This is a genomic window from Albimonas sp. (assembly GCF_055129145.1).
In genome coordinates this window covers 1-14,553 of record NZ_JBSRTQ010000110.1, presented here as the reverse complement: position 1 = coordinate 14,553, position 14,553 = coordinate 1, and the positions used below count along the sequence as shown (strand labels likewise).

11 protein-coding genes are annotated in these 14,553 nt (G+C 71.3%); 8 read left to right on the top strand and 3 right to left on the bottom strand.

Translation table 11 applies throughout. The features are described from left to right. Nucleotides 1-345: 345 nt before the first annotated feature. A complete protein-coding gene (gene clpB / locus ACTB72_RS15790) occupies nucleotides 346-2,952 on the bottom strand; it encodes an ATP-dependent chaperone ClpB (protein WP_463037961.1) in 2,607 nt (868 codons plus the stop codon). 277 nt (nucleotides 2,953-3,229) lie between these two features. Here clpB and pyrF point away from each other — a divergent pair, with 277 nt between their 5' ends. Both pyrF and ACTB72_RS15780 read left to right on the top strand, forming a co-directional pair. Beyond that, nucleotides 3,230-3,973, top strand: coding sequence for an orotidine-5'-phosphate decarboxylase (gene pyrF / locus ACTB72_RS15785; RefSeq protein WP_463037960.1), 744 nt, complete (start codon nucleotides 3,230-3,232; stop codon nucleotides 3,971-3,973). A gap of 137 nt (nucleotides 3,974-4,110) precedes the next feature. Next, on the top strand, nucleotides 4,111-5,001 hold the full coding sequence (locus ACTB72_RS15780; protein WP_463037959.1) for an N-formylglutamate amidohydrolase: 891 nt from the start codon (nucleotides 4,111-4,113) through the stop codon (nucleotides 4,999-5,001). 377 nt (nucleotides 5,002-5,378) lie between these two features. On the opposite strand, the gene ACTB72_RS15775 is transcribed toward ACTB72_RS15780, so the two are convergent. Next, nucleotides 5,379-6,665 (bottom strand): DNA polymerase IV, encoded by a 1,287-nt coding sequence (locus ACTB72_RS15775; RefSeq protein ID WP_463037962.1) that lies wholly within the window; start codon nucleotides 6,663-6,665, stop codon nucleotides 5,379-5,381. A 526-nt stretch (nucleotides 6,666-7,191) separates the two neighbouring features. Next, nucleotides 7,192-8,793 carry a phosphoenolpyruvate carboxykinase gene (locus ACTB72_RS15770; protein ID WP_463037958.1) on the bottom strand — a complete coding sequence of 534 codons (1,602 nt, stop codon included), beginning with the start codon at nucleotides 8,791-8,793 and terminating at the stop codon, nucleotides 7,192-7,194. Nucleotides 8,794-9,209: 416 nt separating this feature from the next. Here ACTB72_RS15770 and ACTB72_RS15765 point away from each other — a divergent pair, with 416 nt between their 5' ends. The 6 genes from ACTB72_RS15765 (at nucleotide 9,210) to ACTB72_RS15740 (ending at nucleotide 14,471) form a co-directional block, all read left to right on the top strand. Continuing rightward, a complete protein-coding gene (locus ACTB72_RS15765) occupies nucleotides 9,210-9,911 on the top strand; it encodes a response regulator (RefSeq protein WP_463037957.1) in 702 nt (233 codons plus the stop codon). A 7-nt stretch (nucleotides 9,912-9,918) separates the two neighbouring features. Further along, nucleotides 9,919-11,931, top strand: a complete 2,013-nt coding sequence (locus tag ACTB72_RS15760) for a sensor histidine kinase (RefSeq protein ID WP_463037956.1) — start codon at nucleotides 9,919-9,921, stop codon at nucleotides 11,929-11,931. Beyond that, complete coding sequence (locus ACTB72_RS15755) at nucleotides 11,928-12,431, top strand: HPr kinase/phosphorylase (protein ID WP_463037955.1); 504 nt, start codon at nucleotides 11,928-11,930, stop codon at nucleotides 12,429-12,431. The genes ACTB72_RS15760 and ACTB72_RS15755 overlap by 4 nt, the downstream gene beginning before the upstream one ends. A gap of 81 nt (nucleotides 12,432-12,512) precedes the next feature. Then, nucleotides 12,513-13,580, top strand: a complete 1,068-nt coding sequence (locus ACTB72_RS15750) for a RapZ family nucleotide-binding protein (protein WP_463037954.1) — start codon at nucleotides 12,513-12,515, stop codon at nucleotides 13,578-13,580. Between the two features lie 202 nt (nucleotides 13,581-13,782). After that, on the top strand, nucleotides 13,783-14,196 hold the full coding sequence (locus tag ACTB72_RS15745) for a PTS sugar transporter subunit IIA (RefSeq protein WP_463037953.1): 414 nt from the start codon (nucleotides 13,783-13,785) through the stop codon (nucleotides 14,194-14,196). Continuing rightward, a complete protein-coding gene (locus ACTB72_RS15740; protein WP_463037952.1) occupies nucleotides 14,193-14,471 on the top strand; it encodes an HPr family phosphocarrier protein in 279 nt (92 codons plus the stop codon). The genes ACTB72_RS15745 and ACTB72_RS15740 overlap by 4 nt, the downstream gene beginning before the upstream one ends. Nucleotides 14,472-14,553 lie beyond the last annotated feature (82 nt).

The following is a 14,553-nucleotide window of genomic DNA, read 5'->3' as shown; positions in this document are numbered from 1 at the left end:
CCTCACCGAGTCGACGTGCAGTGCGTCCTAAAACGCCGGTCAAACCCAAAAGGCCCAAACCGCCCGCACGTCCCTTCCCATATCATAATGTCAAAGAGCGGCGACAACCGATCCAGCTCGTTTCTTTCGAAACGCTCTGGACTATCGCGGTTGCCGCTGTCCCGGTCGGTGGGAGCGTCGCCCCCGTCGTCCGGTGAGCGCTTATCTAGGGGATTCGCCTGGGGCCGTCAACAGCCCTCCGTCAGAAAAGCGTCATGGGCTGCGATTATCCTGCCGGTCATGCCTGCGCCCCCGTCAGACGGGGGCGCAGGCCTTGATTTCATTGAGCTTTCAGGTTCCGCCGGGTCAGTGGACCATCGCCGGAACCTCCGCCGAGGCGGCTTCGGCCTGGTTTCCGATCACCAGTCCATGGGCCCCGGCGCCCACGAAAACCGTGTCGCCGTCGCGAATCTCGCCCGCCAGCAGCCGTTCGGCCAACGGATCCTGCAACGCCTTTTGGATCACCCGCTTCAAGGGACGCGCGCCATAGACCGGATCGTAGCCACGCTCCGCCAGCCAGGCCCGCGCCTCGACGCTGAGGTCCAGCGAGATCTTGCGATCCGCCAGCCGCGTCTCCAGCCCCTTCAGCTGGATGGTGACGATCCCCGCCATGTGCGTGCGGCCCAGACGCTCGAACAGCACGATCTCGTCGAGCCGGTTCAGGAACTCCGGCCGGAAATGCGCGCGCACCGCCGCCATCACCGGCTCCCGCGCCTGGTCCACCCCCGCCCCGTCGGGCAGGGACGTCAGATACTCCGCCCCCAGGTTCGAGGTCAGGATCACCACCGTGTTGCGGAAATCGACCGTGCGGCCGTGGCCATCCGTCAGCCGCCCTTCGTCGAGCAGTTGCAGCAGCACGTTGAACACGTCCGGATGCGCCTTCTCGACCTCGTCGAAGAGGACCACCGTATAGGGGCGCCGGCGCACCGCCTCGGTCAGCGATCCGCCCTCGTCATAGCCGACATAGCCCGGAGGCGCGCCGATCAGACGGCTGACGGAGTGCTTCTCCATGAACTCGGACATGTCGATGCGGACCATCGCCTGGTCGTCGTCGAAGAGAAAGTCGGCCAGCGCCTTGGTCAACTCGGTCTTGCCCACCCCGGTCGGGCCGAGGAACAGGAACGAGCCGATGGGCCGGTTGGGGTCCGAAAGCCCCGCCCGCGCGCGCCGGACCGCGGCGGCGACGGCATGCACCGCCTCGCCCTGCCCCACCACGCGGGCGCCGATGACATCCTCCATCGCGAGAAGCTTGTCCCGCTCCCCCTCCAGCATCTTGTCCACCGGCACGCCGGTCCAGCGCGAGACGACGGCCGCCACATGCTCGGGCAGCACCGCCTCCTCGACCATCACGTCGTTGTTCTCGGCCTTCTCGGCCTCGGCCAGGCCCTTCTCCAGCCCCGGGATCACGCCATAGGCGAGCTCGCCCGCCTTCGCGAGGTCGCCGGCGCGCTTGGCCGCGTCCAGTTCGGCGCGGGCGCGGTCGAGCCGCTCCTTCAGGTCGCGGGACCCCGCCAGCTTCTCCCGCTCCGCCTGCCAGCGGGCGGTCATCGCGGCGCTCTCCTCCTGCAGCTGGGCGAGATCGACGGTCAGTTTCTCCAGCCGGTCGCGGGAGGCCTGGTCGGTCTCCTTCTTCAGGGCCTCCGACTCGATCTGCTTCTGCATGATCTCGCGGTCGAGCGCGTCGAGCTCCTCGGGCTTCGAATCCACCTCCATGCGCAAACGCGAGGCGGCCTCGTCCATCAGGTCGATGGCCTTGTCGGGCAGGAAACGGTCGGCGATGTAGCGGTGCGAGAGCATGGCCGCGGACACGAGCGCCGCGTCCGAGATCCGCACCCCGTGATGCACCTCATATTTCTCCTTGATCCCGCGCAGGATGGAGATGGTGTCCTCCACCGTCGGCTCCGACACGAACACCGGCTGGAAGCGCCGGGCGAGCGCGGCGTCCTTTTCCACATGCTTGCGGAATTCGTCGAGCGTGGTGGCGCCGACGCAATGCAGCTCCCCCCGCGCCAGCGCGGGTTTCAGCAGGTTGGAGGCGTCCATCGCCCCGTCGCCCTTGCCGGCGCCGACCAGGGTGTGCATCTCGTCGATGAAGAGGATGATCTGCCCGTCGGAGGCGGTGACCTCGTTCAGCACCGATTTCAGCCGCTCCTCGAACTCGCCGCGGTATTTCGCGCCGGCGATCAGCGAGCCCATGTCGAGGCTCAGCAGCTTCTTGTCCTTCAGGCTCTCGGGCACGTCGCCGTTGACGATGCGCATGGCGAGCCCTTCGGCGATGGCGGTCTTGCCGACGCCGGGCTCCCCGATCAGGACCGGGTTGTTCTTGGTGCGGCGGCTCAGCACCTGGATGCAGCGGCGGATCTCCTCGTCCCGGCCGATGACCGGGTCGATCTTGCCCTCGCGCGCCGCCTCGGTCAGGTCGCGGGCGTATTTGCCCAGCGCCTCGAAGGTCTCCTCGGCCGAGGCGCTGTCCGCGGTTCGTCCCTTGCGCATGTCGTCGATGGCTTTCGTCAGCGCCTGCCCGGTCGCCCCGCCGGAGGCGAGCGCCTTGGCGGCGTCGGAGGTCTCGGTGGCGAGCGCGACGAGCACGCGCTCCACGGTCACGAAGCTGTCGCCGGCCTTCTGGGCGAGCTGCGCCGCCTGGTCGACGACGCGGGCGAAGGCGGGGTCCATGTGGAACTGGCCGCCCTGAACCTTGGGCAGCTTGGCGACCGCGCGGTCGACGGCCTGGCGCACCTTTTCGGCGTCGCCGCCGGCGCGCCCGATCAGGTTGGCCGCGAAGCCTTCGCCGTCGTCGAGCAGCGCCTTGAGCAGATGCTCGGGCACGAGTTTCTGGTGGCTTTCGCGCGTCGCGATGGTCTGGGCCGCCTGAACGAACCCGCGCGCGCGATCGGTGAACTTTTCAAAGTCCATGACGCTCTCCTGATGCAGCGCCTGGGACAACGGGCGCCCGTATGGCGCGCCCTGGCCCGGCCTGTGATGTTCGGGGGCGCCCGGGATCGGCCCGCCCCTCTCGGGTAGGAATATGTGTAAGGCCCATCGGGGTCACAAGTCCTTGACCCAGCGCAAGTCGCGCGAAGGGATCATGCGCTGCGCGGGACGGGGGGCCGCGCGTTTTCGCTTGCCCGGCGTCCTGCGCGGGATTATCGCGCGGGGATCCCCGCCCCGCCCCCGATCAGGAGACCGCGCCATGTCCGAGGCCAGCAACGTCCACGCCCTGCCCGCCGCCCAGACCCGCGCGGCGCGCGCCGCGCTCGACCGCGTGATCGTGGCGCTGGACGTGCCCGACGCGGTCGCGGCGCTCGATCTCGCGAAGCGCATCGGCGACGCAGGCGCCTTCTACAAGATCGGCCTCGGCATGCTGACCACCGGCGGGCTCGCCGCGGCGATGGAGTTGAAGGACCAGGGCAAGCGCGTGTTCCTCGACATGAAGCTCTTCGACATCGGGGCGACGGTGGAGGCGGCGGTGAAGCGGCTCGCGGCCTTCGACCTCGATTTCCTCACCGTGCATGGCGACCCGCATGTGGTGCGGGCGGCGATGCAGGGGGCTTCGGGCTCGGGGATGAAGATCCTGGCGGTGACGGTGCTGACCTCGCTCGACCGCGCCGACCTCGATGCGGCGATGATCGAGGCCGGCGACATCGGCGCGATCGGGACCGAGCGGGCGCGACGCGCCTTCGAGGCCGGGGCCGACGGCGTCATCGCCTCCCCGCATGAGGCGGCGGCGATCCGCGCCCTGCCTGAAGCCGCCGGCCGGCTGATCGTCACCCCCGGCGTGCGCCCGGCGGGGTCCGGCATGGACGACCAGAAGCGCGCGGCGACGCCGGGCGAGGCGATCCGGGCCGGCGCCGACCATATCGTGGTCGGCCGCCCGGTCTGGCGCGCCGCCGACCCGGCCGCCGCGATGCGCGCCATCCAGGCCGAACTGCCCTGAGCCTCGCCCGGAGCCTGGCAGGGCGGGACGGGGGCGGGGCGTGGCGCCGGGAACATATTCGCACGCGTATGAACGCAAGAACCCGCCCCGGCCACCAATTGTATTCCCGTGGCGCGCGAGCACGCTATAGTGCCGGGATGAACGCGCCCGAAACCGCTCCCCCCGACGGCTTCCGCATCCTGCGCCCGGACCTCGCTCCGGCGACGCAAGGCTCGTCCGCGGTGTTCTCCTCGCCCCATTCCGGACGCGACTACCCCGAGGATCTGCTGCGCGCCTCGCGGCTCAACGCCCACGACCTGCGCCGCTCCGAAGACGCCTTCGTCGAGCAGCTGTTCGATGCGGCCCCCGAGCACGGCGCCCCCCTGATCCACGCCCTCGCGCCCCGCGCCTATGTCGATCTGAACCGGGGGCCGGACGAGATGGACCCCGCGCTCATCGCCGGCATGCGCGCCGCGGGGCTGAACCCGCGGCTGGCCGCCGGCCTCGGCGTGATCCCGCGCGTGGTGGCCGAAGGCGTTAACATCTATCTTGGCAAGCTGACCCAGGAGACGGCGCAGGACCGGCTGCGCCGCTGCTACCGCCCCTATCACGCGGCGCTGCAGGGTCTGCTGGACGAAGCGCGGGCGCGGACCGGCTGCGCGGTGCTGATCGACTGCCACTCCATGCCCTCGGACGCGCTGCGCGCGGCGCCGCGGGTGCGGGGGCGGCGCCCGGAGATCATCCTCGGCGACCGCTTCGGCGTGTCCTGCGCGCCGTGGATCATGGCGGAATGCGAGCGGGCCTTCGGCGATCTCGGCTTCGCGGTCGCGCGCAACTCGCCCTTCGCCGGCGGCTACATCACCCAGAAATACGGGCGCCCGGCGCGCGGCGTGCATGCGGTGCAGGTGGAGATCGACCGCGGGCTCTACCTCGACGAGGACCGCATCGTCCCCGGCGAGGGCTTCGAGGCGGTGCGCGCCGCGCTGCGGCCTGTGATCGCCCGGCTGGCCGCCCTGCGGCCCGAGGCGACGGCGCTCGCCGCCGAATAGGCCGCCGCCGGCGGACCGCGGTTCACCCTGGATTTCAGAGACATGTGCAGGATCGCGGGGGACCGTGGCGTCGGCCTGCGCCGCGCCGCGCGGCGCTTCCTCCAAAAAAGCGCGCAAAAAAAAGGGCCAGGACAAGCCCGGCCCAAGTCTAGGGAGGAAACGCCCAGAAGGGCGGTGACGTCAGACGTCACAACAAGGAAGCTATAGGTGCGCTGCAGCAAAAGCAACGGGGATCGCGGCGGAAACCGCTTGTGCACCGGCAAATTCCTGAATTTCAGGGCTATTTTTTTGATCAAATGATAAAAGTTTTAATTTACGTACCGAAATTCCGATGAAAATCGCGGCAGCTGCGCACACCTTGTGCGGCTTCCCTTAGGCTAACGCAAGGCCCTGCCTTTCAGAATCGCTTTGGTCCCGAAGCGGGCGCGGATCGCGTCGGAGGCGCGTTCCGCCGCTGCGCGCCGCCCCGCGTCGGGATCGAGCAGGTCGGCGGAGCGTCCCGCCTCGGCGTCCGGCGCCAGTCCCGCCAACCCCACGCCGAGCAGGCGGAACGGCGCGGCGGCCAGCTCCCGCTCCAGCATCGGGCGCACCGCACGGTAGAGCGCATCGGCGAGCTGCACCGGCTCGGGCAGCGTCGCCCGGCGCGAGATCAGGCGGAAATCGGCGCGCTTGAGCTTCAGCGTCGCCACCCGTCCCGCCAGCCCCTGCGCCTTGGCGCGCCCCGCCGCCTTCTCGGCCATCCGCCACAGATGCCCGTCGAGCAGGTCGGGGTCGGAGACGTCGTCCTCGAAGGTGGTCTCGTTGGAGAGCGTCTTCAATTCGCGGTCCGGAGCCACGGGGCGGGCGTCCTCGCCATGCGCCAGCCGGATCAGCCGGTCCCCGAAGGCGCCATGGCGCGCGCGCAGCCGGTCGGGATCGGCGCGTCTGATGTCGCGGAGCGTGCGCAGGCCCTCGGCCTCCAGCTTTTCGGCGGTCGCGGCGCCGATGCCCCAGATCATGCGGACGGACTGATCCTCGAGAAACGCCTGGGTCTCGGCCCGGCCGATCAGGGCGAAGCCGCGGGGCTTGTCGAGGTCCGAGGCGATCTTCGCAAGGAACTTGTTGTGGGAGAGGCCGACGGAAACGGTGATGCCGACCTCCGCCCGGATCTCGCGCGCGAGGCGGGCAAGCGCCGCGGCGGGCGACAGGCCGTGCAGGCGGCGGGTGCCGGCGAGGTCGAGGAAGGCCTCGTCCAGCGACAGCGGCTCGACCAGCGGCGTGAGCGCGTCGAAGCGGGCGCGGATCTCCCGACTGACCTCGGCATAGTGGGACATGCGGGGGGGGAGGACCACGGCCTCGGGGCAGAGCTTCAGCGCCTTGAACATCGGCATGGCGGAACGGACGCCGCGGGTGCGCGCGAGATAGCATGCGGTGGAGACGACGCCCCGGCGGCCGCCGCCGATGATGACGGGGCGGTCGCGCAGCGCCGGGTCGTCGCGTTTCTCGACGGAGGCGTAGAAGGCGTCGCAGTCGATATGGGCGACGGCGAGGTCGTGCAGTTCGGCATGGGCGATGCCGGCGGGCGCGCGGCAGGCGGGGCAGCGCGGGCGGGCGACGGGGGGCGCGTCGGTCGCGGGCGCGGGCGCGACGAAGCCATGGCCGCAGGCTCGGCAGAGCGCGGGGATCGAGTCGCAGGGGCGGGTGGGGGCAAGGGCGGACATGGCGGCGGGCAATCTAGCGCGGCGCGCGGGCGGGCGCCCGCGATTTCGCCGCGTGGCGTCGAAAGACGGAGGGCGGCGCCCGGCGGCCCGCTCCGGACGCCGCGCGACGACCGGGGCGAGAGCCGGGACGCCCCGCCCGCGCGGCGGGTCGACGGAGACGCCGAGCTCGGCCGGGCGCAGGTCTGCGGCGGGGCGCGGAGAGAGGCGGGCGGGCTCGCGGGACCGCAAACCATGCTGCGGAGCCGAACCGCAAGTTAGGACAGAGCCGCCGAGAGGCGATCCGAAGGCGCCCCGCGCCTGCATCGCGGCGACCTCTCCGACCGTCGCCGGCGCCGCCGGGCGGCCGGGTCCAGGGCCGCGCGGGCGCTCCGCCGATGCCGCAGCCACGGCCGGCGCGCGGCCTCCCGGACGTGAAAGGGGGCGCGCCGGTCCCCCGGCGCGCCCCCTTTCGCAGTCGTCCCGGCCCGTGAGAGGGCCGTTCGGCTCGGGATCAGGCCCCGGGCGCGGCGGCCCGGACTTCATCGCCCACATGCGGCTCGTACTGGGCGAAGTTGTCGGCGAACATGGCCACCAGCTTGGCCGCCTGCGCATCATAGGCCGCCGGATCGGACCAGGTGCCGCGCGGGTCGAGCAGCGCCTTGTCCACGCCGGACACCGAGACCGGCACCTCGAACCCGAAATTCGGATCCTTGCGGAACTCCGCCCCGTTCAGCGACCCGTCGAGCGCGCCGGCCAGCAGCGCGCGGGTCGCCTTGATCGGCATCCGCTTGCCCGTGCCGAAGGCCCCGCCCGACCAGCCGGTGTTCACCAGCCAGCAGGTGGCGCCGTGCTGGGCGATCTTGTCGCGCAGCAGCGCCCCGTAGACCTCGGGACGACGCGGCATGAACGGCTGGCCGAAGCAGGTGGAGAAGGTCGGCGACGGCTCCGTCACGCCCTTCTCGGTCCCCGCGACCTTCGAGGTGAAGCCCGACAGGAAATGGTACATGGCCTGCGCCGGCGTCAGCCGCGCGATCGGGGGCAGCACCCCGAAGGCGTCGCAGGTCAGCATCACCACGTTCTTGGGCGCGCCGCCCAGACCCGTCTCCGACGCGTTGGAGATGTAGTCCAGCGGATAGGCGGCCCGCATGTTCGGCGTCAGGCTGTCGTCCTCGAAATCCAGTTCCTTGGTGAGCGGATCGTAGACCATGTTCTCGATCACCGTCGCGAAGCGGGAGGTGGTCGCGAAGATCTCCGGCTCGGCCTCGGGGCTCAGCGAGATGGTCTTCGCGTAACAGCCCCCTTCGAAGTTGAAGATGCCCTTGTCCGACCAGCCATGCTCGTCGTCGCCGATCAGCGTGCGCGAGGGGTCGGCCGAGAGCGTGGTCTTGCCGGTGCCCGACAGGCCGAAGAACACCGCGGCGTCCGACGGCTCGCCGATGGCGTGGTTGGCCGAGCAGTGCATCGGCATCACGCCCTGGGCGGGCAGCAGGAAGTTGAGGATCGAGAACACCGACTTCTTGTTCTCGCCGGCGTAGGAGGTGCCGCCGATCAGCACCAGCTTGCGCTCGAAGCTGATGGCGATGACGGTCTCGGACCGGCAGCCGTGCTTGGCGGGATCGGCCTTGAAGCTCGGCACGTTGAGGATGGTGAACTCGGGATCGAACCCGGCCAGCTCCGCCCGCTCCGGCCGGCGCAGCAGATGCCGGATGAAGAGCGCATGCCAGGCGAGCTCGGTGCACAGGCGCACATTGAGCCGGTAGGCCGGATCGGCCCCGCCGAACAGATCCTCGACGAACAGCTCGCGACCCGCGAGATGGGCGACCATGTCGACGCGCAGACGCTCGAACGCGTCGGCGGCCATGGGCTTGTTGTTCTCCCACCACACGTCGGACTCCACGGAGGGCTCGCGGACGACGAACTTGTCCTGCGGGGACCGACCCGTGTGTTTGCCGGTGGAGACGAGAAACGCGCCGCCCCGGCCGATCTCGCCCTCGCCGCGGGCGACCGCCTCCTGCATCAGGGCGGCCTCCTCGAGGTTGTAATGGGCGACCTTGAGGCCGGTGATACCCTGGACCTCAAGGCTCCGCTCGGGATTGAACACGCCTCGCTGCATACCTGTGCGCTCCTTCGATCGCTTCCTCTTGCGACGCTCCCCCGTGCGGTCTTGGCCGCAACGTCGCGTCAGCCCGAACCTTACACGCTCGGCCGGCGCAGCGCGATATTGCGCGACGCCGGCCTGAAAAAGCGATTCCGATCCGAAACCCTGTCTGATCGGGCTATAACATATCGGCATGAATGTGACAGAAGCTTCGCCGCGGGCGAAATGGCGCAGTTCGGCCTCAATCGAGCCGCTTTGGAGCCGGATATGTTGCGCATCTCATGGATAACCCGTCCTGTGGGACCGGATCCGGCGACGGCGCTGCGTCAACGCGCGCAGGCCGCAGGACCCGTGCAGTCGCCGCAGGTCCCGTCGCAGCACGTGCGGCGGCCCCCTTGCGCGGGGCTGACGCGCAACGACTTGGAGAGACCATGACCCAGATCGCGCTGGTGGATGACGACCGGAACATTCTCACCTCCGTCTCGATGGCGATGGAGGCCGAAGGTTACGAGGTGCGTTGCTACACCGACGGCGCCGCCGCGCTTGCGGCGCTGACCACCCAGCCGCCCGACCTGGCGGTGTTCGACATCAAGATGCCGCGCATGGACGGCATGGAGCTTCTGCGCCGCCTGCGCCAGCAGTCGGACCTGCCGGTGATCTTCCTGACCTCCAAGGACGAGGAGATCGACGAGGTGCTGGGCCTGCGCATGGGCGCCGACGACTACGTGCGCAAGCCGTTCTCGCAGCGCCTGCTGATCGAGCGGGTCCGCGCCGTGCTGCGTCGCCGCGAGGCCGCGAACGGGGCCGAGGTCGACCGGGCCGAAGCCGACCGCGCCATGACCCGCGGCAAGCTGGCCCTCGATCCGTTGCGCCATTCCTGCACCTGGGGCGGCGAGGGCGTGACGCTGACCGTGACCGAATTCCTGATCCTCCAGGCGCTCGCCCAGCGCCCCGGCTTCGTGAAAAGCCGCGATCAGCTGATGGACGCCGCCTACGACGATCAGGTTTATGTGGACGACCGCACCATCGACAGCCACATCAAGCGAATCCGCAAGAAATTCCGCCAGGTCGACGATGACTTCGCCTCGATCGAGACGCTTTATGGCGTCGGCTATCGTTACAAGGAGGTCTGACCCCGCCATGCCGCCCCCCGCCGAAGGCTGGCCCCGCGACGGATCCGACGTGGCGGGCGCCGCCGGACCGCGCCGCCGCGGCGCGGGCGGGACCGGGTCGGCCGACCGGATGTCGGCCATGCGCTCGACGCCCGAGCGCGGCGCCGGCCAGGACGACTCCGCCGGAGACGGGGACGGGACTGCGGGGGGGAACGGCATCGGGGGCGGAAACGCAGCCGAAGCGGATGACCGGGCGTGGGACGACGGGCGGGCGCGGGACGAGGGGCGGCCCCGAGGCGACGGGCGGCCCCGAGGCGACGGGCGGAACGACGACGAAGGCGATCCGCTCGCCCATCTCGACCCCTTCGACGGCGACGTCTACGACGACGACGAGACGCTCGACAGGCGCGCGGGCGGCGCGGCGTCGCAGCCCGGTCTCGTCCGTCCGCCGCCCCGCACGCCGTCGCGGCTCACCCGCCGGATCGTGTCGTTCAACCTCATCGGGCTCGGGCTGCTGGTCGCCGGCGTTCTGGCGCTCAACGATTTCCGCGGCAAGCTGATCGAGCTGCGCACCCAGGCGCTGGAGGTCCAGGGCGAGACCATCGCCATCACGCTCGCCGAATCCGCCGGTCGCGACGACGGCGCGCTCGGCATCGATCCCGAAAAGGCGCAGCTGGTGCTCGACCGCCTGGTCGACCCGGCCAAGGTCCGCGCCCAGATCTTCGACCGCGGCGCCAGGCTGATGAGCGATTCGTCCCTGGTGGCCGGTCCCTCGGGGGTGGTCGAGATCGAGGTCCTGCCCGCGTCGCGCTTCGACCGCACCCGCGAACCCCTCAACTGGCTGCAGGACGCCGGCGCCTTCCTGCGCGAGCTCACCATCGGCGGACGCGAAGAGCCGGTGGCGACCGAGATCCTCGGCGGCGTGGCCCGGCTGCAGGGCGTCTACGCGGCGCTCGGCGGTCAGTCGGCGCGCGGCGAGCGGTTCAATGCGCAAGGCGAGCTGATCGTCTCGGTCTCCGTCCCCATCCAGCGGCTGAAGAAAGTCTACGGCGCGCTGGTGATGTCCACCCAGGGCGGCGACATCGACGCCATCGTGCGCTCCGAACGCTATTCGATCCTGCAAGTGTTCTTCGTGGCGCTGGCGGTGTCGGTGGTGCTGTCGGTGCTGCTCGCCAAGGCCATCGGCCGCCCGATCGAGCGGCTGGCCGAAGCCGCCCTCGCCGCCGAACGGGGCGAGCAGGGCATGGGCGGCGGCCGCATCGAGCTGCCCGACATGACCGCGCGCGGCGACGAGATCGGGCATCTGTCGGGCGCGCTCAAGCGCATGACCGAGACGCTTTATCACCGCATCGAGGCGACCGAGGCCTTCGCCGCCGACGTGGCCCATGAGATCAAGAACCCGCTGTCGTCGCTGCGCTCGGCGGTGGAGACCACCCGCTACGCCCGCACCGAGGAGCAGAAGGAGCGGCTGCTGAAGGTGATGGAGCATGACGTGGCCCGGCTCGACCGGCTGGTCACCGACATCTCCAACGCGTCCCGCCTCGACGCCGAACTGGTGCGCGAGGAGCGCGAGCCCTTCGACCTGGCCACGCTGCTGGAGACGCTGGCCGAGTTCAACCAGGCCAAGGCCGACAAGCACGGCGCGCGGATCCGGGCCCAGGCGGTGCGCGGACCGCTCAAGGTGCGCGGCATCGAGGGGCGGCTGGCGCAGGTCTTCGTCAACCTGATCGAGAACGCGATCAGCTTCTCGCCGGAGAATTCCGAGATCCGCATCGCCGCGGCGCGCGGCGGCGACGGCCAGATCCGGGTGACGGTGGAGGACGAGGGGCCGGGCATTCCCGACGACAATCTGCAGTCGGTGTTCGAGCGGTTCTATTCCGAACGCCCGGGGGCCGAGAATTTCGGCAACCATTCCGGGCTCGGCCTGTCGATCTCGCGCCAGATCGTCGAGGCGCATGGCGGGCGGATCCGGGCCGAGAACATCCGGCCCGAAGGCCATGCCCGCCGCGGCGCCCGCTTCGTGGTCGAACTGCCGGGATGACGGGGCCGGGCGCGGCGGGGTCTGGCCCGGTCATCCTCCATGCCTCCTGCGTGGCGGTCGAGGGGCCGGACGGCGTGTGGCTCGGCGCGCTGATCCTGGGGCCGTCGGGATCGGGGAAATCGGCGCTGGCGCTGGAGATGATCTCCCGCGGGGCGGTTCTGGTGGCGGACGACCGCACCGAGTTGCGCGCAGGCCCCGGGGACACCATATCCGCCACTTGCCCGCCCGCGCTGAACGGCCTGATCGAGGCGCGCGGCATCGGCATCCTGCGGCTGGAGACGGTCGCGGAAGCCGGGCGCGGCGCGGTGGCGCTGGCGCTGGTCGCCGACCTCTCGGCCCCGCCCGACGCCCGCCTGCCCGAGGCCCTGCGGTTCGATCCGCCGCGGGGCGCGGGCTTGCCGGATCCCGGCCTGCCGCGCATTCTTTGCGCCGGACTGCCGGGACCGGCGGCGGCGCTGATGGCGCTGCTGCGCGCCGGCGGCCGACGCCACGCGCCCTGACCGGGCGCCGGGCGCGAGACGGGACCGCCATCGCGGGCCCCCGGCATGACGCGGACGCCCCTAAGGGCGAGGAACGATGCGATGACGCCTGCCCTGCGCGGCGAAGACATGGAGGACGCGGCCCCGGTCGAATCGCCCGCGCCGCCGCCGCTTGCGCCGTCGTCCGCCGCGCGCGCGCCGGTCACGCTGGTCACCGGGTTGTCGGGGGCCGGCCACTCCACCGCCATCCGCGCGCTGGAGGACATGGGCCACGAGGCCATCGACAACCTGCCCCTGGGCTTCATCGAACGCCTGCTGACGCAGGCCGGCGCCCCCGAGGTCGCTCCCGATCCGGCCCGCGGCGCCGGCGCCGGGGGGCGGCCTTGCGCGGGCGACGAGGCCTCCGGCGGCGGGCCCCGGAACATCCGCCCCCTGGCGCTCGGGGTCGACGTGCGGACCCGCGGCTTCACCGCCGAGGCGCTGCTGGCGCGGATCGAGGCGCTGCGGGCGCGGGCGGATCTGGCGCTGCGGGTGATCTTTCTCGACTGCGCCGACGCGAACCTGATCGACCGCTTCAAGGCCACGCGGCGGCGCCATCCGCTGGCCGGCGACGCGGGCGTGGAGGTCGGCATCGCGCGCGAACGCGCCCTGCTCTGGCCGGTGCGCGAGCGCGCCGACCTGGTGATCGACACCACCGACCTGACCCCGCATGATCTCAAGGCCCGGCTCGCGGCGCTCGGCGCGCCGGGCGGGGAGCCGGGGGCGGCGGGGGGGCTGACGATCTCGATCCAGTCGTTCTCGTTCAAACGCGGCGCCCCGCGCGAGGCGGACACCGTGCTCGACTGCCGCTTCCTCGCCAATCCGCATTGGGAGCCGGCGCTGCGGCCGCTGGACGGGCGCGACAGGCCGGTGGCGGCGCATGTGCAGGGCGACCCGCTTTACATTCCGTTCATCGAGGGCGTGCTGGGGCTGACGTTATTGTTGCTTCCAGCGTATAGACGGGAAGGCAAGGCTTATTACTGTATGGCGCTCGGCTGTTCCGGGGGCCGGCACCGGTCGGTCGCGGCGGCCGAGGATCTTTCCGCGCGGCTGGGTGCGGCGGGCTGGAAGGCCACGGTGCGCCACAGGGAATTGGCGGCGGGGGAGCCGGCGGCGCGGGAGCCGGGATGAGACGCGGAGGCGCGTCGAGCCGGGGGCGGCGCGACGCGCTGGGGCGAGGCGGGACGGGAGAACGCCGCTCGACGCGGCGCGGCGGAGGACAAGGGGTGCGGATGGCACGGATGACGCGGGACGACGACGAGGACGTATCATGGATCAGCCCCGACGCGGCGGGATGCGCCGGCTTCGGGCGCGCGCGCCGGGAGGGCGGCGCATGATCGGCATCGTGATCGTCGCCCATGGCGGGCTGGCGCAGGAGCTGCTGGCCGCGACCGAGCATGTGGTCGGCCCGATGGAGGGCGCCCGCGCCATCGCCATCCACCCCCATGACGATCTGCGCGCCCGGCAGGAGGAAGTCGCCGCCGCGGCCGAGGAAGTCGACTGCGGCGACGGCGTGGTGCTGATCACCGACATGTTCGGGGGCAGCCCCTCGAACCTCGCGATGGGGGCGCTGTCGCGGCCGCTGGCCGAGGTGATCTACGGGGCCAACCTGCCGCTGCTGGTCAAGCTGGCCAAATCCCGGACCCTGCCGCTGGACGAAGCGGTGACGCTGTCGCTGGCGGCGGGACGCAAATATCTCGACAGCGCCGGCGGCATTCTGGCGGCGCGGCGGCGGGCGCAGGCATGACCGCGGACCTGGTCCGGGCGCTGACCATCGTCAACCGCAAGGGGCTCCATGCCCGCGCCTCGGCCCGCTTCGTGTCGGTGGCGGAGGCGCATGACGCGCGGGCCATGGTGCGACGCGACGGGCTGGAAGTTTCGGGCGATTCGATCATGGGGCTGATGATGCTGGCCGCGGCCCAGGGCTCGGTGATCGAGGTCGAGACCGAGGGGCCCGAGGCCGAGCGCCTGCTCCACGCGCTGGAGGCGCTGGTCGCCGGCGGGTTCGGCGAGGACGACTGAGCGCGCCCGGCCCCGCGCGCGCCGCGCGGCGACCGGAGCGAGAGCGTCGGCCTTGCGCCCGCGCGGCGGGGCGGCCGGCGGC